The 20,697-nt window shown below is 73.3% G+C and carries 11 protein-coding genes and 5 pseudogenes; 8 read left to right on the top strand and 8 right to left on the bottom strand.

Annotated elements, in window-relative coordinates; translation table 11 throughout:
- Nucleotides 1-87: 87 nt before the first annotated feature.
- From ACPXCS_RS38775 to ACPXCS_RS38785, 3 genes and pseudogenes are all read left to right on the top strand, one after another.
- Entirely contained in the window at nucleotides 88-1,614 is a 1,527-nt protein-coding gene (locus tag ACPXCS_RS38775; RefSeq protein WP_425952199.1) for a hypothetical protein, read from the top strand.
- A 31-nt stretch (nucleotides 1,615-1,645) separates the two neighbouring features.
- Nucleotides 1,646-2,527 (top strand): hypothetical protein, encoded by an 882-nt coding sequence (locus tag ACPXCS_RS38780; protein ID WP_425952200.1) that lies wholly within the window; start codon nucleotides 1,646-1,648, stop codon nucleotides 2,525-2,527.
- A 37-nt stretch (nucleotides 2,528-2,564) separates the two neighbouring features.
- A pseudogene (locus tag ACPXCS_RS38785) lies at nucleotides 2,565-7,201 on the top strand (hypothetical protein).
- Nucleotide 7,202: 1 nt separating this feature from the next.
- Here the strand turns inward: ACPXCS_RS38785 and ACPXCS_RS38790 are convergent.
- From ACPXCS_RS38790 to ACPXCS_RS38815, 6 genes and pseudogenes are all read right to left on the bottom strand, one after another.
- Nucleotides 7,203-7,704 (bottom strand): annotated as a pseudogene (locus ACPXCS_RS38790) (GMC oxidoreductase); the annotation flags it as partial.
- Nucleotides 7,653-7,841 (bottom strand): hypothetical protein, encoded by a 189-nt coding sequence (locus ACPXCS_RS38795; RefSeq protein ID WP_425952201.1) that lies wholly within the window; start codon nucleotides 7,839-7,841, stop codon nucleotides 7,653-7,655. The pseudogene ACPXCS_RS38790 and the gene ACPXCS_RS38795, both read right to left, overlap by 52 nt.
- A 16-nt stretch (nucleotides 7,842-7,857) precedes the next feature.
- Nucleotides 7,858-9,420: pseudogene (locus tag ACPXCS_RS38800) on the bottom strand (APC family permease).
- 135 nt (nucleotides 9,421-9,555) lie between these two features.
- Entirely contained in the window at nucleotides 9,556-10,704 is a 1,149-nt protein-coding gene (locus ACPXCS_RS38805) for an aromatic ring-hydroxylating oxygenase subunit alpha (protein ID WP_425952202.1), read from the bottom strand.
- Nucleotides 10,705-10,717: 13 nt separating this feature from the next.
- Complete coding sequence (locus tag ACPXCS_RS38810; RefSeq protein WP_425952203.1) at nucleotides 10,718-13,171, bottom strand: GcvT family protein; 2,454 nt, start codon at nucleotides 13,169-13,171, stop codon at nucleotides 10,718-10,720.
- Nucleotides 13,172-13,587: 416 nt separating this feature from the next.
- On the bottom strand, nucleotides 13,588-14,418 hold the full coding sequence (locus ACPXCS_RS38815; RefSeq protein ID WP_425952204.1) for an IclR family transcriptional regulator: 831 nt from the start codon (nucleotides 14,416-14,418) through the stop codon (nucleotides 13,588-13,590).
- A 340-nt stretch (nucleotides 14,419-14,758) separates the two neighbouring features.
- Here ACPXCS_RS38815 and ACPXCS_RS38820 point away from each other — a divergent pair, with 340 nt between their 5' ends.
- Both ACPXCS_RS38820 and ACPXCS_RS38825 read left to right on the top strand, forming a co-directional pair.
- The gene (locus ACPXCS_RS38820) at nucleotides 14,759-15,082 is read left to right on the top strand and encodes a bifunctional 3-phenylpropionate/cinnamic acid dioxygenase ferredoxin subunit (RefSeq protein WP_425952205.1); all 324 of its coding nucleotides are present in this window, start codon (nucleotides 14,759-14,761) and stop codon (nucleotides 15,080-15,082) included.
- A gap of 205 nt (nucleotides 15,083-15,287) precedes the next feature.
- Nucleotides 15,288-15,455 (top strand): annotated as a pseudogene (locus tag ACPXCS_RS38825) (NAD(P)/FAD-dependent oxidoreductase); the annotation flags it as partial.
- A gap of 74 nt (nucleotides 15,456-15,529) precedes the next feature.
- Here ACPXCS_RS38825 and ACPXCS_RS38830 read toward each other — a convergent pair.
- A pseudogene (locus ACPXCS_RS38830) lies at nucleotides 15,530-15,655 on the bottom strand (NAD(P)/FAD-dependent oxidoreductase); the annotation flags it as partial.
- 27 nt (nucleotides 15,656-15,682) lie between these two features.
- Entirely contained in the window at nucleotides 15,683-16,300 is a 618-nt protein-coding gene (locus ACPXCS_RS38835) for a hypothetical protein (RefSeq protein WP_425952206.1), read from the bottom strand.
- 419 nt (nucleotides 16,301-16,719) lie between these two features.
- Between ACPXCS_RS38835 and ACPXCS_RS38840 the strand changes: the two genes are divergently transcribed.
- From ACPXCS_RS38840 to ACPXCS_RS38850, 3 genes are read left to right on the top strand one after another with little or no spacing between them, the layout of a single operon-like run.
- Entirely contained in the window at nucleotides 16,720-19,797 is a 3,078-nt protein-coding gene (locus tag ACPXCS_RS38840) for a nitrate- and nitrite sensing domain-containing protein (protein ID WP_425952207.1), read from the top strand.
- Nucleotides 19,794-20,228 (top strand): roadblock/LC7 domain-containing protein, encoded by a 435-nt coding sequence (locus ACPXCS_RS38845; protein WP_425952208.1) that lies wholly within the window; start codon nucleotides 19,794-19,796, stop codon nucleotides 20,226-20,228. Before ACPXCS_RS38840 ends, ACPXCS_RS38845 begins: the two co-directional genes overlap by 4 nt.
- 9 nt (nucleotides 20,229-20,237) lie before the next feature.
- Nucleotides 20,238-20,633, top strand: a complete 396-nt coding sequence (locus ACPXCS_RS38850; RefSeq protein ID WP_425952209.1) for a DUF742 domain-containing protein — start codon at nucleotides 20,238-20,240, stop codon at nucleotides 20,631-20,633.
- Nucleotides 20,634-20,697: the final 64 nt, after the last annotated feature.

The following is a 20,697-nucleotide window of genomic DNA, read 5'->3' on the forward strand; positions in this document are numbered from 1 at the left end:
CAGCTCCACCACATCGGAGGTCTTCGCCATGATCAAGCCCGGCAAGCGTTAACAACGCTCGTGATCAATACACCTAGTCTGTGCACCGTGACTTCGCCTGCATCGACGGACAGCGTTCCGCCCCAGCTCAGCGCGGGGCCGCGCCCCGCCCCGGGGCCGGCCGCCGACGAGGGCCTGGCGCGGCGCCTGCGCGCGCTCGCCTGCACCGCGCCGCTGCACGACCTCGACGCGCGCAAGGCCAACCTCGCCGGCGAGTACTCGGTGTACGGCATGGCGGAGGTCGCCCTCGCGGCCATCGACCTCGTCACCCTGAACATGGACTTCGACACGGGCGCGGACCACGACCAGATCGTCGCCCGTCTCGTCCCGCGCATCGCCGCCCAGGCCCCGCAGCGCCCCGCCGCCGAGCACGAGCGGGTGGCCCGCTGGGTCCTGGAGAACCTGATCAACGTCGGCAGCGTCGACCGCGGCTTCCGCGCCGTGTACGGCACGTTCGCGGCGGACGGCACCTACGTGCGCCGCGACTACGACTTCAAGCTGATCGAGGAGGTCCCCGGCCCCGGCGGCACGGTGTACCTGCGGACGACGGACGAGGCGGTCAACGTCCTCGTCGGCGCCCTCGACACCGACGTCACCAGCGCGCAGATCGCCGCCGAGGTCAAGCTGGAGGTGCTGATCAGCCGCGGCCGGCTCGCCGACGCCCAGCTCGCGGCCGAGCAGGCCCGCTACCGGACCGTGCAGTACTCGGAGACCCTGCGCAGGGCCCTCGACGCCACCCGGCGCAACGTCCGCGCGGTCGACTGGCTCAGCGCGGTGCCCGACATGATCGCCGAGGCCCTGGAGCACGTGGCCGACCGCTACCGGCACGAGAACGCGATCCTCACGAACATCCGCAAGGCGCGCGACGAGTCCGAGGAGCCGGAGCACAAGCGCCGCGCCGCCGAGCTGGTCGACATCGTGAAGGACTGCATCCGGCGCCACACGCAGCTGCAGTCCCGCCTGCTGGAGGCCGGGCCGCTGTTCCGCGCCGAGCAGGACCGGCAGGCCTTCGCGACGCCGACGAGCGTGTCGGGCACGGACCTGTACGGCCATCTCCTCGCACCGGTCCTGCCACTGCCCCTGGAGCAGGCCGTGCGGGTCACGGACGCGTTCTTCGGACGCGGCACGGGGCTGCGCACACCGGTGTCCGTCCGGGTCGCGGACCTGGTCGACATACTGCTGACGCCGCCGGTGGAGCGGGAGCACCTGGGCGCCGAGATGCCCGAGCCCGACCTCATCGCCACGCCGGACGACAGCCGCTTCAGCGAGGAGCAGATGGCGGCCGCGCAGGAGCTGCTCGACCTGCCGGCGGACGCGCCGCGGCGGTTGTCGGGGCTGCTGGCCCAGGCCCGCCGCAAGGACCCCGAGCTGCCGTACCTGGTGGCGCTGCTGGCGGTGCACGCCGCGAGCCCGCCGGTCGGTACGGCGTACCGGCAGGGGGAGCAGAAGCTGCTGTTCGCCGTGGACGACGGGACGGAGCTGGACGACCCGGAGTTCGGCGGCGCCGACCTGATCGTCGGTACCGCGCTGCTGGACGCGGCGGGGATGGCGGCGGACCGGACGGAAGCAGCATGAGTCAGTACGAGTGGCACAAGGAGTCCCGACCGTGAGCGAGCACGTCGAGTGGAGTGAGCCGGAGGCGACGGCCCCCGCGGCCACCGCCGCCGTCACCCCGGCCGACGCCGCCGACGCGGCGCGGCTCGTGTCCTTCGGGCTGCAGCCCAAGCTGCAGCCCGCCCGCGACCAGGAGTACGCGGACCTGCTGCGGCGCTACCGCGAGGACCCGCCGTTCGCGCGGCTCGCCGACGCCGTGGCGACCGGTCTCGGCCTGATCGTGCTGGAGGTCTCCCCGCGCGCTGGCATGGCCGTGACCGCGGCCGAGGACTCGGTGTTCGCCGTCCGCATGGGCGACTACGCGCGTCGCACCTCCGCCGACGGCGGCGACCGGTTCCTGCACGGACTGGCCCATCTGGCCGTCGCCGCCCTGGCGTTCCCCCGCCCCGAGGACCTCGCCGACGACGGCTACATCGGCCGCGTCACGGTCAACGGCGTCGACGCCTTCGTCCGCCAGGCCTGCCGGCGCCTGGAGGAACGGGCCGCCGAGCAGGGCGAGAACACCGACCCGGCCACCGACGCGCCCGGCCTGGAGGCCGCCTGGCGGATCTGGGTGCGGCGCAGCGCCACCGGCGCCACCAAGGACGCGCGCCGGCTCGCCGGTTCGACCACCGGCATCGTCGCCAAGGCCGTCGCCTTCCTCACCGACTCCGGCTTCCTGCAGCGCACCGGCGACGACAACGGCGGCACGTACCGCACCACCGCCCGCTACCAGCTCCAGATCCGGGACATGGCCGGCAGCGCCGCCATGGCCGAGCTGCTGGAACTGGGCGTCGTCCCGGTCACCGACGGCACCCCGACCCTGCTGCCGCCCGAGGAGAGCGACGACCTGGACCTGGTCGCCGACGCCGGGCTGCCCTTCCACTCCTCCTGAACTCCCCCCACCTGACGAAGCCTTACGAGAGTCCGCCATGTACGAGCTGTCCCGCGTCCGCCTCTACTCCATCGGGCCCGCCGGTGCGCGCTACGCCGACACCGTGCTCGACCTGCGGGGCGTGGGCGACCTCGTGCCCGACCCCGCGCCCACACAGGCGGAGTTCTTCGAGGAGGAGCCGGTCGGCCCGCCCCGCCGCCCCGCCCCCGCCGGCGTGCTCTTCCTGGAGAACGGCGGCGGCAAGTCCGTCCTGCTCAAGCTGATCTTCTCCGTGATGCTGCCGGGCCACCGCAACACCCTCGGCGGCGCCAGCTCCGGCGTGCTGCGCAAGTTCCTCCTCGCCGACGACTGCGGGCACGTCGCGCTGGAGTGGCAGCACGTGCTGACGGCGAGTGCGTCGTCGTCGGCAAGGTCAGCGAATGGCGCGGACGGCAGGTCTCCAACGACCCGCGCAAGTTCGCCGAGGCCTGGTACTCCTTCCGGCCCGGCCCCGGACTGAGCCTCGACAACCTCCCCGTCGCCGAGTCCACCGCCGTACGGCCCCCCGTCGAGGGGCAGTCGGGGGCGCGCGGGCGGCGCCGCACCATGAAGGGCTTCCGCGACGCCCTCACCGAGGCGGGCCGGACGTACCCGCACCTGGAGGTGCACTGGGAGGAGATCCACGACCGCTGGATCGAGCACCTGGGCGACCTCGGCCTCGACCCCGAACTCTTCCGCTACCAGCGCGAGATGAACGCCGACGAGGGTGAGGCCGCCGGTCTCTTCGCGGTCAAGAAGGACGCCGACTTCACCGACCTGCTGCTGCGCGCCGTCACCGACACCCGCGACACCGACGGGCTCGCCGACCTGGTCAGCGGCTTCGGCAACAAACTGGGCCGGCGCGCCGAGCTGATGGCCGAACGCGACTTCACCGCCGGCTCCGTCGACCTGCTCGGACGCATCGTCGAGGCCGCCGAGGCCCGCTCGCGCGCGCGGGAGGTCCACACCGCGGCCGAGCGCCGCACCCGCACCCTCGCCCGCCGGCTGTCCGCGCGCGGCGTGCAGGAGCGCGTGCGGGCCGCCGACCTCGCCCAGCGGGTCACCGCCGCCGCGTACGCCGTCACGCACGCCGAGGCCGCCCGCGAGCGCAGCGCGCTGATCTCCGCCGAACTCGCCTACCGGCACGCCTCCCTGGCACTCGCGGCCGCGGAGAAGACCGCCGCCGCGCAGAAGCGCGAACTGGCCGACGCCCGCACGCTGTACGCGGCCTGGCAGGCCGCCGAGGCCGTGCTGCGCCACCGCGCCGCCGCCGACCGCGTCGCCCGCGTGTCCGCCGCGATCCAGGAGGCGGAACGGGACGCCGCCCCGGCGCTGGCCGCCCGCTCCAGGGCCGCCGTCGACCTGGTCCGGGCCCTGCACGCGGCAGCCCAGAAGGCCGAGCAGCAGGCCAACGAGGAAGAGGAGCGCTCCGCCGCCCTCCAGGAGGTCAGCGACGCCGCCTACCGGGATTCCACCGCGGCCGCCACCCAGGCGCAGCGGGCCCGCAGCGAGATCGGCCACCTCAAGCAGCGCCTCGCCGAGGTCGAGCAGGAGACCGCCGAGGCCGTCCGGGCCGGCTGGCTCGACGACAGCGCGCCCGACGCCGACCCGGCCCGCGCGGCCCTCGCCGCCAGCGACGCCGAGAAGACCGCCGTGGCGGCCTGGGACTCCGCCCGCGAGGCCTCCCGCCGCGCCACGGAGCACGCGCGCGAGGCCGCCGCCGCCGAGTCCCGCGCCGAACTCACCGCGGCCCGCGCCGCCGACGCGGCCACGGCAGCGGAGCGGGCCCACCAGGCCGAGCGCCGCACCGCCGAGGCGCTGGCGGGCGAGGAGCGGCTGGCGGAGCTGCTCGGCCTGGCCCCCGCGGCGCGCCCGGGCATCCCGCAGCCCCGCCACGGCACGGACGGCGCACAGCCGGCCGCGCCCGCCCCGGCAGAGCACGGGCTCGGCCCCGAGGAGCTCGACCGCAGCGCCGACGACCTGCGCGCGCTCCTCGACGAGGCCGTCTCCTCCGCCGAACGCCAGCTGTTCGACCTGCGCACGGCCGCCGCCGACGACGCCCGCATCCTCGGCGCGCTCGGGGACGGCGGGCTGCTGCCGCCCGGCCCGGACGTGCTGGCCACGGTCGAGTTCCTCGGCGAGCACGGCATCCCGGCCCTGCCCGGCTGGCGCTACCTCGCCCAGGCCGTCGACCCGGCCGACCACGCGCGCGTGCTGGCCGCCCGGCCCGAACTCGTCGACGGCGTGATCATCACCGACCCCGACTCGCACGCCCGTGCCCGGGAGGCACTGGGCGACGCGGCGCTGCTGCCCCGCTCCGCGGTGGCCGTCGGCACGGCCGCCGCCCTGCTCGCCCCGACGCCCGCCCCGGACACCGACGACGGCGGCGTGTTCCTCGTACCGCCCAACCCGGCCATGCACGACGAACACGCCGCCGACGAGGAGCGCCAGGCGCTGCGCGCCCGCGCCGCCGAGCGGGACGCCGAGATCCGCGCGCTCGCCGCCCGGCTCGGCAAGGACCGCGAACTGGCGGCCCGGCTCTCCTCCTGGCGCACCGGCTGCCCCGCCGGCCGGCTGGCCGAACTGGCGCAGGCGGCGCACGACGCGCGCGCGTTCGCCGAGGAGTCCGAGGCGGAACTGAGCGAGGCGCGCACCGTGCGGGCCGAGGCCGACGAAGCCGCCGCCGAGGCCGCCCGCGTCCGGGACGAACGGCAGGAGGCCGCCCAGAAGGCCCGCCGCTCCGCCGACGCCCTCGCCGGCCTCGCCTTCCGGCTGCGCGAACGGGCCGGCTGGCAGGTCAAGCTGCGCGAACTCGCCGACGAGGCGGCCGAGTCCGAGGCGGCCGCCCAGGCCTGCCTGGAGCGGGCCCGCGCCGCGGACGAGGACCGGCGCGCCGCCCAGCGCGCCGCCGACGACGCCCGCCGGACCGCCCGCGCCCTGCGCGCCGAGCGCTCCGAGATCGCCGGCGCCCCCGACGACCTGCCCGAGGACGACACCGGCTCCCCGAAGGCGTCCCTGCCCGCGCTGCGCGAGGCCTACCGGGCGGCGTCGCAGGTGTACGAGAAGGTCGGCGTGGGCGCCGACCTGCGCGCCGAGCAGGCCCGCGCGGAGAGCGACGAGAGCGCGGCCCGCGCGGAGCTGGACCGCCTCAGCAACAAGGTCCGCACGCGCGCCGAGCAGCTCCTCGAATCCCCCGACGGCTCCGACGGCCCCAGCCGCCAGGCCGCCGCCGCCCGGGCCGAGGAGCTGGTGCAGCTCCTGGAGACCCGTATGTCGACCGCGAGCGAGCAGCTCGGGCGGCTGCGCGGCGAGGCCGAACGGCTCGCGCCCGAGGACGGCGAGGCCCACACCGAGCTGCCCGAGGAGCGCCGGCCGCGCGACGCCGAGCACGCCCAGACCCTGCTGCGCACCGCCACGGCCGAACTCGCCTCCCACACCGAGGCGCTCAACCAGGCCCGCGAGGCGCACGCCGAACTCCTCGACGCCCACCGCGCCGCCGAGGACGCGGCCGGCGGCTTCGACGAGATCGCCGCGATGCTCCGCGACCTGCTGCGCGAGCACGTCACCGAGGAGGAGCAGGAGGAGACGGAGCCGTACCCGGGCAGCCCGGAGGAGGCCCGGCAGTCCGCCGCCGAGGCCCGCCGGTCGCTGCGCGGCTGTGCCGCCGACCTGTCCGCCGCCGAGAGCGCGGTCCGTGAGGCCGGCGACATCCTCGTCCGGCACGCCAACTCCACGCGCTACGAGCAGGTCCGCACCCCGGCCCGGCAGCAGATCCGCGAACTGCCCGCGTCCGCGCTGCCCGAGCACGCCCAGAAGTGGGCGGACGCCTTCGCGCCCCGCCTGCGCGTCCTCACCGACGAGCTGGAGCAGCTGGAGCGCAACCGCGACTCGATCGTGGACCGGCTGCGCGGCCTGGTGGAGTCGTCCCTGGCCACCCTGCGCTCCGCCCAGCGGCTCTCCCGCCTGCCCGAGGGCCTCGGCGAATGGTCCGGACAGGAGTTCCTGCGCATCCGCTTCGAGGAACCCGACCAGGCCACGCTCACCGAGCGGCTCGGCGAGGTCATCGACGAGGCGACCCGCGCGGCCGTGAAGAAGAACTCCGACCTGCGGCGCGACGGCATGTCCCTGCTGCTGCGGGGCGTCGGAGCCGCCCTCCAGCCGAAGGGCGTCGCCGTCGAGATCCTCAAGCCCGACGCGGTGCTGCGCGCCGAGCGCGTGCCCGTCGGGCAGATGGGCGACGTCTTCTCCGGTGGCCAGCTGCTCACCGCCGCCATCGCCCTGTACTGCACGATGGCCGCGCTGCGTTCGAACGACCGGGGCCGCGACAAGCACCGCCACGCGGGCACGTTGTTCCTCGACAACCCCATCGGCCGCGCCAACGCGACGTATCTGCTGGAGCTCCAGCGGGCGGTGTCGGACGCCCTCGGTGTCCAGCTGCTGTACACCACGGGCCTGTTCGACACCACCGCGCTGGCCGAGTTCCCCCTGGTCATCCGGATGCGCAACGACGCCGACCTCAGGGCGGGCCTGAAGTACATCAGCGTCGAGGAGCACCTCCGCCCGGGCCTGCCGCAGCAGCCCCAGGCGGGGGAGGCGGTCCACAGCGAGATCACGGCGACCAGGATGTACAAGCGCCCGGCGCCCGCGACGCCCTAGGTCAGGCGTCCTCCCACAGGAGATCGGCGCACCTCTCGCCGATCACCATCGTGGTGATGCAGGGGTTGACGGGGACGAGGTCGGGGCATGACCGATCCGTCCGCGACCCGCAGCCCCTGCACCCCTTTCACCCGCAGTCTCGCGTCCAGGGGAGCCGACGGATCGTCGTCCGCGCCCATCTTCACCGTGCAGGACGGGTGGTACACGGTGTTGTGCGTCGAGCGGATGTAGTCGAGCAGTTCGCCGTCCGTCCGCACCCCGGGCCCGGGGGCCAGGTCCGTGCCCGCCCAGCCGCTGAGCGCCGGCTGCCCGGCGATCCGCCGTGCGAGCTTCAGCCCGTACGTCATCACCCGCTCGTCGTGTTCGTGCGTGAAGTACCGCGGATCGACCTTCGGCTTGTCCCGGAAGTCCCGCGTCCGCAGCCGCACCGTCCCCCGCGACCTGGCCCGTGTCACGTCGGGAGTGAGGCAGAACGCGTTCTCCGACGTGGGGTAGCCGTGCCGGCCTCCAGCACGCACACCGTGACGGCCGGGTCCTCGGAGAGGCGGGCGGCCACCACGTTGCCCGCCGTGCCGCCGCCGACGACGTAGTCGAACTCATGCGGACCGACGTGGTCGGACTCGTGCGTACGCGTGGTCATGGTCTGCCTCCTGTCCTCAGTCGGCCGCCGGTGCGGCGAGGGGAGCGGCGGCCGGGCCCTGCGAGCGGTGCTCGGCGAGCACGCCGGTGCGGTGCCGCTGCACGAACCAGTAGTAGGCGAAACCGCCGCCCGCGATGACGGCGACGAACAGCACCGCGCCCCAGCGCAGGTACCAGTGGTAGGGCTCCGTGGCGTTGTAGACGGCGGCCCGCGGCCAGATGAGGTTGAGCGTCATGGCCGCGCCCCACAGCACGGCCAGGATGTTGACCGGCAGGCCCCAGCGGCCCAGCGAGAAGCGGCCCTCGCCCGCGGGCTGCCACGTCCCGCGCAGCCGGGCGACCAGCAGCGGCACCGTGACGCCCAGGTAGGCGAGGTAGATCATGATGATGCCGATGCTGGTGACGACGGTGAAGATCTGCGGCTGACGGATGTTGACCACCAGGATCGCCAGCGCCAGGATCCCGATGATCACGGTCGGCAGGACGGGCGTCCGGAACCGCGGATGGCACCTGGCGAGCTACGCGGACGCCGGCAGGTTGTTGTCGCGTGCCATCGCGAACGCCAGCCGGACCGCCGCCGTGTGCACCGCCAGCGCGCACACGGTCACCGCGATCAGCACGCACCACAGCATCGCCTTGCCGGCCGTCGGGCCCAGTACGTCCAGCACGATGTACTGCAGACCGTCGGTGGACAGCTTCTCGCCGTTCAGAGTGGACACGCTCATCAACGCGAGCAACAGGATCAACCCGCCGAGGACGAAGGACGCGACGATCGCCCGGATGATGGCGCGGGGCGCGTTGCGGGTCGGATTCAGGGACTCCTCGCCGAGCGAGGCGGCGGTGTCGAAGCCGTACATGACGTACGCCGACGCCAGCGAGGCCACCAGGAAGGCGCCCAGGTACCCGTTGCCGTAGCCGGCGCCGGTGCCGTGCGTCTCCATGACGACCTGGGGGCCGCGCGTGAGGTGGACGGCGAACAGGACGATCAGGACGACGGTGGCGATCAACTCGATGAACACGCCCGCCGTGTTGATCCGGGCCATCAGCTTGACGCCGAAGGCGTTCACGAGGGTCGTGAACAGGATCAGCACCGCGGCCAGGATGACCGCGTTGGTCGCCACGTCGTAGGTACCGGTGCCGTCCCCCACGAACTGGAAGAACGACGAGATCTGCGGCAGCGTCAACTGGTAGGCCAGTGCCACGGCCGCTATGGACACGATGGAGGCGATCAGCATCATCCAGCCGGCCAGCCAGCCGAGATGCGGATTGCCGATCTTCTTCGACCAGTTGTAGACGGAACCGGCCACGGGGTAGCGGGCGGCGAGCTCCGCGAAGCACAGCGCGACCATGAACTGGCCCGCGAAGACCATCGGCCACGACCACCAGTAGGCGGGGCCGCCGCTGCCGTAGCCGAAGTAGAACAGCTGGAACGTCCCCGTCAGGATGGAGATGTAGCTGATGCCGGCGGCGAAGGTGTGGAAGGTGCCGAGGGTGCGTTTCAGCTCGGGTCTGTAGCCGAACTCGGTCAGTTCGGCGTCGTCGTTGCCCTGGGTGTCGGTGGACTGCGCGGATGGTCTCATGGGCGGTTCCTCAATGGGTGTCCCCTCGGGGAGTCCGGTCAGTCGAACCAACCCTGGTGGGTGGGGCGGGTGTTGCGCCAGATGCCCCGCAGCAGGTGTGCGACGTGCAGCGGCAGGTCGCCGCGGTCCCGGAATTCACCGCCGATGAGCAGGCCCGGCGTGCTCGCTTCCCAGCCGATCGAGGAGCCACTCGTGGAAGATCCCGATGTGGTGCTCGTTGGGGACCAGCACACCGCCCTCGCGGTAGGCGCGGGAGGCCATCGCCGGCTGCGTCCTCTCACAGGCCGCGAAGTCCTGGGCGTTCACCCGGTGGAACAGCTCGACGGACTTCGACACGTCGGCCCCGGACGCCACCACCTCCGGCGCGTACAGCCAGTCGCACTCGACGGCCGTGCGGTCCTCGGCGAGCGGGAACATCCGGTGCACGATGACGTGGTCCGGGACGAGGTTGACGAACACGGTCGGCTTGACCGTGATGGCGTAGTAGCGGCGGTCCTGCTCGGCGCTCACCGCGGGGAGCCGGCCGAAGCCCTCGCTGCCGTCGACCGTGAAGCCCTTGACCGTCTCGCCGAACTCGGCGCCGTGCCCCACGTAGTACTGGGCGGCGTAGCCGTCGGCGAACTCGGGCAGCACCTCGGTGAGTTCGGGGTGGATCGTCGCGCAGTGGTAGCACTCCATGAAGTTCTCGACGATCAGTTTCCAGTTCGCCTTCACGTCATAGGTGATGCGTTTGCCGAGCGCGAGGTTGTCCGTGCCGTAGTGCTCGATCGCGGCGGCGTCGCCGAGCCGCTCGACGGCGGCGTGCACGACCGTGTCCTCGAAGGACGGCGGTTCGTCCGCCAGGCACACCCACGCGTAGCCGAGCCACTCGCGCAGATCGACGTTGATCAACCCGTAGGCGGCACGGTCGATGTCGGGCATCTTGATCAGGTTGGGTGCGGCGATCAACTTCCCGTCGAGGTCGTACGTCCACGCGTGGTACGGGCATTGGAGCGTGCGGCGGACCTCGCCGGACCCCTCCGTGCACAGCCGGGCCCCGCGGTGCCGGCAGACGTTGAGGAAGGCGCGCAGTCCGCCCGCGCGGGTGCGGATGACGATGACGCTCTCGCGTCCGACCTGCACGGTGCGGAAAGTGCCCGGGCGGTCCAGGTCGGAGCTGCGGACCGCGCAGAACCACAGCGACTCGAAGACGCGCTCCTGCTCCTGCCGGAACACGTCCGGGTCGGTGTAGTAGCGGCCGGGGAGGGTGGCGATCAGGCTCGGGGTGGTCGGGGTCGTCGTCACGAGGGAACGCCTCCTACCGGCGGATACGGGTCATCTTCGGATCGAACAGCGGCTCGTCGGCGACCGTGGCCGGGACCTTCTCGCCGAAGTACTCGATGTGCACGCCCGTGCCGCCGGCGAGCCCGGCCGGCAGCCAGGCGTAGGCGACGCAGCGGCCCAGCGTGTAGCCGTACGACGCGCTGGTGACGTAGCCGGCGGGTGCCCCGCCGACGTGGACCGGTTCCTTGCCCAGGACGACGGTGGCCGGGTCGTCGAGCAGGAGGGGGGTGAGCCTGCGGGTGGGTTCCGGGCGGTTCCGCAGGGCGGCCCGGCCGACGAAGTCCTCCTTGTCCATGCGCACGGCGAAGCCGACGCCCGCCTCGAACGGGTCGTGCTCGTCGGTCATGTCGACGCCCCAGGCGCGGTAACCCTTCTCCAGACGCAGGGAGTTGAACGCCGAGCGACCCGCGGCGACCACGCCCAGGTCCCGGCCGGCCTCCCACAGCGTGTCCCAGAGCCTCAGCCCCAGGTCGGCCGTGGTGTACAGCTCCCAGCCGAGCTCGCCCACGTAGCTCAGCCGCAGCGCGGTCACCGGGACGTGCCCGACGTACGTCTCCCTCGCCCGGAAGTAGCCGAACGCCTCGTGCGAGAAGTCGTCCGGGGTGAGCGGCTGGACGAGGTCCCGGGCGAGCGGGCCCCAGACGCCGACGCAGCAGGTGCCGGAGGTGATGTCCCGGATCACCACGTCGGCGGGGGCGTGGCGCAGGAGCCGGTCGAGGTCGGCGGGGGAGTTGGCGCCGACCTGGAAGCGGTCGGGCGCCAGCCGGGCCACGGTGAGGTCGGAGCGGATGCCGCCGGAGTCGTCGAGCAGCAGCGTGTAGGTGACCGCGCCGGGCTTCTTGCGGAGGTTGTTGGTGGTCATGCGGTCGAGGAAGGCGAGAGCCCCGGGGCCGGTGACTTCGAGCCGGCGCAGGGGCGTCATGTCGTAGAGGGCGACGCCCTCGCGGGTGGCCTTCGCCTCGGCCGCAGCGACCGGGGACCAGTGGCGGGCCGACCAGGCGTCCCGCTCGGGCAGCGGGCCGAGGGCGTCCAGGAGCGGGGCGTTCGCCTCGTACCAGTGCGGACGTTCCCAGCCCCCGCCCTCCAGGAAGTACGCGCCGAGCTGCTGCTGCCGCGCGTGGAACGGGCTGACCCGCAGCGGACGCGGCCGTTCCATCGGCTGGAGCGGATGGATGACGTCGTACACCTCGACGAACTGCTGCGCCCCGCGCTCCCGGACGTACGACGGGGAGCGCTGCGCCTCCTCGAACCGCGTGAGGTCGCACTCGTGCAGGTCGAGCGAGGGCCGCCCGTCCACCATCCACTCGGCGACGGCCCGGGCGACGCCCGCGGAGTGCGTGACCCAGACGGCCTCGGCCAGCCAGAAGCCGCGCAGCCCCCGCGACTCGCCGAGCACCGGCATGCCGTCCGGGGTGAAGGAGAAGACGCCGTTGAAGCCGGACTCGATCTCGGCGTCCCGCAGGGCGGGCATCAGCTGCCGGCAGTCGGCCCAGGAGGGAGCCCAGTCCTCCGCGGTGAACGGGTACGAGGACGGCATGTCCATGTTGCGGGCACGGGCCTCGTCGTAGGGCGGGACCGCGAACGGGTCGACGGGCAGGGGCCGGTGCGCGTAGGAGCCGATACCGATGCGGTCGGTGTGCTCGCGGAAGTACAGGTCCCGGTCCTGGAAGCGGAGGATCGGCTTCGACGCCTCCGCGGTGGCGCCGCGCAGCTCCGGGAGCGGCCCGGTTCTGGCGTACTGGTGGGCCAGCGGCTGCAGCGGCACGTCGACCCCGGCCATGCGGCCGATCACCGGGCCCCAGAACCCGGCCGCCGACACGACGTGGTCGGCCGGGAAGGTGCCCCGGTCGGTGACCACGGCGGTCACCCGGCCGTCCTGCCGCTCGATACCGGTGACCGTGTGTCGTTCCAGGAACCGGGCGCCCCGCGCGGTGGCCCGGGCCAGCTGGGCGCGGGCCGCGAGCAGGGCGCGGGCCAGGCCGTCGTCCGGGGTGTGGAAACCGCCGAGGACCGTCGACTCGTCGATCAGCGGCCACAGCTCCTTGCACCGTGCGGGGCCGACGACCTCGCCGCGCACGCCCCAGGAGGCGGCGTACCCGGCCCTGCGGTGCAACTCGGCGAGACGCTCGGGGGTGGTGGCCAGTTCCAGGCCGCCCACGCGGTGGAAGCAGGGGACGCCGTCGACGTCGAGGGAGCCGAACTTCTCGACCGTGTAGCGGGCGAAGGCGGTGAGGGTCTTCGACGGGCTGGTCTGGAAGACGAGGCCGGGCGCGTGCGAGGTGGAGCCGCCGGGGGCGGGCAGGGGCCCCTGTTCGAGGACGGTGACGTCGGTCCAGCCGCGAGCGGTGAGCTCGTCGGCGAGGGAACAGCCGACGATGCCGGCGCCGACGACGACCACGCGCGGGTTGTTCTCGGGTGTGCTGGACATGCCCCTCCTTGCCGGGACGGTGTGAAGGCGGTGGGGAGTGGGGCGGTGGGGGAGCGGGGTGCTGCGGAGAGCGGGGACGGCCCGGTGTCGCTGAACTCGCCGTCGGTGAGCGGAGCGGAACCACGATCCTCCGCACCTCGACGGGTACGCCCTGCTCGACAGCGACGACGGCACGGATCTCGTGTGGCACGACCATGCTCCCCTGCTGTTGCGCACTGCACGATGGGTTGCGCGATGGGGAACATAGTGGGAACGCCGTCGACGGGCCGTCAAGAGGCGCGGTCCTGGTTCACGTCAACTCTGCGAAAACGGCGCGGAGACCGCGAAACCCGCCCGACACACAACAGCGCGGGACCAGGAATCCCGCCTGGTCCCGCGCTGGGGCCGCACGTCACGGGCCATCGGCCCGAACTACGTCAGAAGCCGTAGCCCATGCGCCGGGACAGCTCGGCCGCCGCCGCCTCGGTCCGCTTCGCCACCTCCGGCAGACGCTCCGGGCTCAGCCGGTAGACCGGGCCCGAGACGCTGAGGGACGCGATGACCTTGCCGTCGTGGGCCCGGACGGGCGATGCCGCGGCGGCCAGTCCGATCTCCAGTTCCTCCACGGTGAGCGCGTATCCCTGCTGCACCACGGTGTCCAACTCGCCGCGCAGCATGGAGGCGACCGTCACCGTGCGCTCCGTGAAGCGGTGCAGCGGACGCGCCAGCAGGCCCTCGCGCAGGGTCGGGGGCAGGTGGGCGAGCAGCACCTTGCCGCTGGAAGTGGCGTGCAGGGGGGTGCGGCGGCCGAGCCAGTTCTGGGCCGTGACCGAGGCGGTGCCCCTGGCCTGCATGATGTTGACCGCCGCGTCGTCGTCCAGCACCGCGATGTTGACCGTCTCGCCCAGTTCGTCGGCGAGCTCCCGGCAGATCGGAACACCCTCCTGGGAGACGTCGAGCCGCACTGCCGCCGCCCCCGCGAGGCGCAGTACACCGGCTCCCAGGTAGTACTTGCCGCGGTCCTTCGCCTGGGCCACCAGCCCGCGGTTCTCCAGGACGCCGAGCAGACGGAACGCCGTGGACTTGTGCACGTCCAGCTCGTCGGCGATCTCGGTGACGCCCGCCTCGCCGTGCCGGGCGAGGATCTCCAGCACGCTCACGGCGCGGTCCACCGACTGGACGGCGCTCCCCGCGCCCCTGCCGCTCTGCTTCGTCCCGTCGTCCGTCGGATGCTCCTCGCGGGAGGACTGCTTCTGCGTGCGAACCATGGCCAACTCTCACCACCTGCCGGCCCGATTCGGGCCGCATCTGCGGGAACCCCTTGACGCCACGGTCGCCCCGCTTGGATTCTGTTGCGTATAGCGCTTGCTCATGCGCCATGTGAAACGTCATGTTACCGAAGCGTCAGGATCCCGGAAGGGACGAGCGCCCACCTGCGCCCGGCTGCGACGGCGGAGCCCGACGACGCACACCACCACACGACGCGCATCACCACACGACGCGCACCACCACCCTTGCGTGCCCGGCACCGCCCCGGTCCGGCACTTCACACACTGTCTACAGTCTGGCCGAACGGTCCGGCCCCGTCCCGGACCGAGAGGGGGGCCCGTGATTCCCGTCTGCCGCCTCGAAGACCTCCCCAAGGGCGAGTCCGTCCGCATCGAGACGACCCGGCCCGTCGCCGTGTTCCACACCGACGACGGCGAACTCCACGCCATCGACGACACCTGCACCCACCAGGACGCCTCCCTCTCCGAGGGTTGGCTGGAGGGCTGCCTCATCGAATGCCCGCTGCACGCCGCCTCGTTCGACCTGCGCACCGGCATGCCCACCTGCCTCCCGGCCCGTCGCGCCGTCCGCACCCACCGCGTCACCGTCGACGACGGCGTCATCCACGTCCACCTCGCGGCGGAGGAGGGAACGGCCGCGTGAGAGGAGGCGTGCGCGCGGAGGCAGACGCCCGCGAAGGAGGCCCAGCGGGTCGGCGGGCCGAACTGATCAAGGCCGGCTGCCGGACCGGCGAGCCGCACACCGGGCCGCCGCCGCCCACCCCGGCCGGCGGCACACAGCGCCTCACCCGCCGGCCTCCCGCCACCGGCACACCCGGTGCCGCCCGCGCCCCCGGGAGGCTCCCCGCATGCGCACCGTGACCATCGTCGGCGCCTCCCTCTCCGGCCTGTACGCCGCCCGGGAACCGCGCGCCCAGGGCTACGACGGGCGACTCGTCGTCATCGGCGACGAACCGCACCAGCCCTACGACCGGCCGCCGCTCTCCCAGGACTTCCTCACCGGCCGGGCCGACGAGAACCCCTTTCGTGGGAAGGGCCGGGCGTGGGGGTCGGCCCGCGTGTCACTCCCCGGCGCCGACGACAGCCGTCCCTCGCCGTCACCGCGCCGGCCGGCGAACTGGATGCGGGCGCCGTACTGGTCGGACCAGAAGTACGGCACGGTGCCGGCTGTCACGGCCGTGCGCCCCGCGAGGAGGTTGGTCACGGCGACGCGGGGCGGCCCGGCCCCGTCGCCCGGCCCTTCCTACGAGTGGGACAACTGCCCGGCCCCGCCCCGCCGGCGTATCCGCCCCTGCGTCCGCGCCGCGGCCCGCTCCTGACGCCGGGCCCGGCGCCGCTCACGCCGCAGCGCCCGAGCCGTGCTGCTCGGCACGGACACCACGCCGTGGCGCTGGTTCCAGACCTGGCGGGTCACCCACACGTCGAGGGCTCCCCAGGTGGCCGCGATCGTGCTGACCACGCTGCTGATCACCATCGGGAACGCCAGCCAGGACCCGGCCATCGTGCACAGGAAGGCCACCATCGCCTGAATCAGCGTCACGGCTATGAGAAGCACCGCCCGCACGGCCGCCGTACGCACCGGATCCGGCAACCGGCGCCGCCGCGCCGGCTCCTCGACCCACAAGGGCCGGTAGTACTGCTGCTCCCGGCTGTCCCGGTCCGCCGGGTCGGCCGGCCCCGCCGCTCGCCCTCGTTTCCCCGCCTGAACGCGGTCCGCCCCGGGAACCGGCTGCACCGGTTCCCGTACCGGGGTCCGCGCCCCGGCTGCCGGATCGTCGCGATCGGTCGCCTCGGACATCCGCTGCCCGCCTACCCGCGCCCCGCCAGCCCTGGACGCTTCGCGCCGCTCCGCCGTGCCCATCACCGTGTCACTCCCCACCGCCAGCAGACCGCTCGCTCGTTTCCGAAGACCCGTGCTCCCCAGTGGCTGCCCGGCTTGCGCTGTTTTACGCCGCCCGGGTGCAGGATGCGGCTCCTGTGGCCGATTCCGCCCCCGTTTCCCGTAGTGAAGGACGAACGACCCGTCACGAAGATTCCCGGGAGGCGAAAAAATCCAGCCAACCGCCTTGGACCGTCGTGCTGATGGCCCCTTCCTGTCACCATCGGTTTCGGGGAGACAACTCCCGCAATGCCCGGACAACTCGGCATGCCTCGCCGCTGGCGCGGAAGTTCGGCCTCGGGCCCGGTCTTCGAGTTCCCTGTGCGTCGGTAGTAGGCTCGCGCCGTTTGTTGACGCACACGTGTACCCCCGGTAGCCCGGGGGCCGAGCTGGGGGAGGCCATGCGCTTTCGCGGGAAGTCCATCCGCCGGAAGATCGTGGCGCTGCTTCTCGTGCCGCTGGTGTCCCTGACCGCGATCTGGTCCTTCGCCACCGTGCTCACGGGGCGTGAGGCGGCCGACCTGTTCAACGTGTCGACCGTCGTGGAGGAGATCGGCTACCCCATCGAGGACACCGTCCGCGTCCTCCAGGAGGAACGCCGCCAGACCCTGGTCCACCTCGCCGACCCCCGCGCCTCCGACGGACTCGCCGCGCTCCGGCGCAGCCGCAGCGCCACCGACGAGGCCGTGGGCGGCATCCGCCGCAACGCCAGGAACCCCGACGTGCGCGACGCGATGGGCGAGGCCACCGACGAACGGCTGACCGCGGTCCTGGACGCCTTCGAGGGCATCGAGTCGCTGCGCCGCAGCGTCGAGGACGGCACCGTCGACCGCTCCCAGGCCCTCGACCTCTACAACCGGCTCATCGACCCCTGTTACGTGCTCCTCGCCAACCTGCACGTGGTCGACAACGTCGAACTCGACAAGCAGTACCGTGCGCTGGTCAATCTGGCCCGGGCCCGTGAACTGCTCTCCCGCGAGGACGCCCTCCTCGGCTCCGCCCTGATCGTCGGCCGCATCACCCACTCCGAAGAGCGCGACATCTCCGACCTCGTCGCCCAGCGCACGCTGATGTACGACGTCAACCTCCAACTGCTGCCCGTCGCCGAGCGCGACCGCTACCAGACCTTCTGGAAGAACGCCTCCTCCGCACCGCTGCGGGTCGCCGAGGAAGCGGCCCTCGACGCGGGGGCCGGGACGCCCCGCGGCGTCACCGCCAAGAGCTGGGACAGCGCCGCCGGCAACGTGCTCGACGAGCTCGGCACCCTCAACGACCAGGCCAACGACCGCTATCAGGACCGGGTCCACCCCGTGGCCGTGGGCGTCATCGCCAAGGCCGTCATCGCCGGCGCCCTCGGCCTGATCGCCCTGCTGGTCTCCCTCTTCCTGTCCGTGCGCGTGGGCCGCACCCTCATCCGCGACCTCAGGCAGCTGCGCCTGGAGGCACACGAGGCGTCCGGCGTACGGCTGCCCAGCGTGATGCGCCGCCTCTCCGCGGGCGAGCAGGTCGACGTCGAGACCGAAGTGCCGCGCCTGGAGTACGACAAGAACGAGATGGGCGAGGTCGGCCAGGCCCTCAACACCCTGCAGCGCGCCGCCGTCGAGGCGGCCGTCAAACAGGCCGAACTGCGTGCCGGCGTCTCCGAGGTCTTCGTCAACCTCGCACGCCGCAGCCAGGTCCTCCTCCACAAGCAGCTCACCCTGCTCGACGCCATGGAGCGCCGCACGGAGGACACCGAGGAACTCGCGGACCTGTTCCGCCTGGACCACCTGACCACCCGCATGCGGCGGCACGCCGAGGGCCTCGTGATCCTCTCCGGCGCCGCGCCCTCGCGCCAGTGGCGCAAGCCCGTCCAGCTCATGGACGTCGTGCGTGCCGCCGTGGCCGAGGTCGAGGACTACGAGCGCATCGAGGTGCGCCGCCTCCCGCGGATCGCCGTCACCGGCCCGGCCGTCGCCGACCTCACGCACCTCGTGGCCGAACTCCTGGAGAACGCCACGGTGTTCTCGCCGCCGCACACCGCCGTCCAGGTCCTGGGCGAGCGCGTCGCCAACGGCTTCACCCTGGAGATCCACGACCGCGGTCTCGGCATGGCGGCCGAGGCGCTGCTCGACGCCAACCTCCGGCTCGCCGAGACGCCGGAGTTCGAGCTGTCCGACACCGACCGGCTCGGCCTGTTCGTGGTCAGCCGTCTCGCCCAGCGGCAGAACGTCCGGGTCTCCCTGCAGCCCTCGCCGTACGGCGGCACCACCGCCGTCGTCTTCATCCCGGACGCCCTGCTGACGGACGACGTGCCGGACACGAACGGCGTCGGGTTCCGGCTCGACCGTCCCCAGCTGACGGCGCACGGGAGCGAGCCGCAGGACGGCCGCCGCGCCGCCCTGTCCACGGCGCCCGCACCGCGACCCGGCCTGCCGGCCTCCCTGCTGGACGGGCCGGTCGAGCTGGAGGCCCCCGTCGACCTGGACGCCATCGGCGGCTTCCCGGGCGGCATCGAGGACGAGGACGGCGAGGACAGCGGCCTGTTCCGCCCCCGCCACTCCCTCACCCGCGCCCAGGACGAGACCACCGGCCGCCGCGCCGATCCGCACCGGCAGGAGGCCGACGCCCCCGGCGCACGGGACCGCGCCGGCACCGGTGGCGAACCCGGTGACCCGGTCCCGCTGCCCCGCCGCCGCACCCCCAAGCTGGTCAGCTCGCACGGCCGCCCGGTCACCGAGCAGCGCCCCCGGCGTGGCAAGGCCGACGAGGAGATCGCGGACCCCGGCCGGACCGAGACCAGGCCGGCCGCCGCGCTGCCGTCGCGCCGGCGCGACAAGGACGCCGCGGGCGGCCGAGCCCCGGGCCGCACCGGTTCGGAGACCGCGTCCGCGCTGCCCGCCCGGCGCCGCACGGAGGATTCCCCGTCCGGCGGCCGACGGGGCGGGACGCAGCCCGACACGCCCCCGCCGCTCCCGGCCCGCCGTCGTGGGACGGAACCCGTGGGCCGGGGCATCGGCGCGGCCGGGCGCGACGAGGACCGCGGGCCGGCGCCGGGCGCGCCCGGCAGCACCTCCGGTGACGCCGCCGGGTCGTCCGCCCTGTCCCGCAGGACCCGCCGCGCGGAGATCGCCTCCAGCGGCGCCGAAGGATCCGGCGGATCCGCCGGCCACTCCGGACTCTCCCCGGACAACCCCGGCACCCCGCCCGGCGGAGCCGGAACCGGACTCCGTGGGGCCGGCGCTCCGTCCCCCGAGGGCGGCTCCGCCCCGCTGCCCCGGCGCGTCCGGCAGGCCAACCTGGCACCCCAGCTGAAACGGGGACCGGACCCGCGTACCGAGGGCCGGTCCGAGCCCGCCGAGCGGGACGCCGACGAAGTACGCAGCCGTATGGCTTCGCTCCAGCGCGGCTGGCAGCGCGGCCGTAGGGAGAACGCCGCGGGCGACGCCGCCCACAGCGGCACAGCACCACAGGGAACGACAGAGGGGGACGGTCGATGACCGCACCGAAGGCGACCGGCCACACCGTGAACGGCAAGGGGGAGCTGAACTGGCTCCTCGACGAACTGGTGGACCGCGTCGCGAGCATCCGCAAGGCCCTCGTGCTCTCGGGCGACGGCTTGCCGACGGGCGTGTCCAGGGACCTGACCAGGGAGGACAGCGAGCACCTGGCCGCCGTCGCCTCCGGGTTCCACAGCCTCGCCAAGGGCGTGGGGCGCCACTTCGAGGCCGGCAACGTCCGCCAGACCGTCGTCGAACTCGACGACGCCTTCCTGTTCGTGACGGCGGCCGGCGACGGCAGTTGCCTCGCGGTCCTCTCGGACGCCGACTCGGACGTCGGCCAGGTCGCCTACGAGATGACCCTCCTCGTGAAGCGGGTGGGCGTGCATCTGGGCGCCGCTCCGCGCACCGATCTGCCCGCAGGCGGGTAGTGGGATGACATGAGCTCTGACGGTCAGGGAAGAAGCCACTGGTTCGACGACGAGGCCGGACCGGTCGTCCGTCCGTACGCCATGACACGTGGCCGCACCAGCAGCCAGGGCCAGCACCGTCTGGACCTGATCGCGGTCGTGGTCGCGGAGCCGCACGCGGACGACCCGGAAGCGGACCACATGCTCTCCCCGGAGCACGTGGAGATCGTCGAACTGTGCCGTGAGGACCCGCAGTCCGTCGCCGAACTCGCAGCCGAACTCGACCTGCCCATCGGGGTGGTACGGGTCCTCGTCGGAGATCTCGTGGACGCGGAGTTCGTCCACGTGAACCGGCCCGTACCCCCTGCCGAGCTGCCGGACGAGAGTATTCTGCGCGATGTGATCAACGGCCTGCGGGCGCTGTGAGCAGCGCGAGAGCGGGGTACTGACGTGACTGGCCGGCCCTTCCGGAGCGACCGCGGCGACACCT

Origin of the sequence: Streptomyces sp. DT190 (genome assembly GCF_049846985.1) — a bacterium.
In the GTDB taxonomy this organism is placed as follows: domain Bacteria; phylum Actinomycetota; class Actinomycetes; order Streptomycetales; family Streptomycetaceae; genus Streptomyces.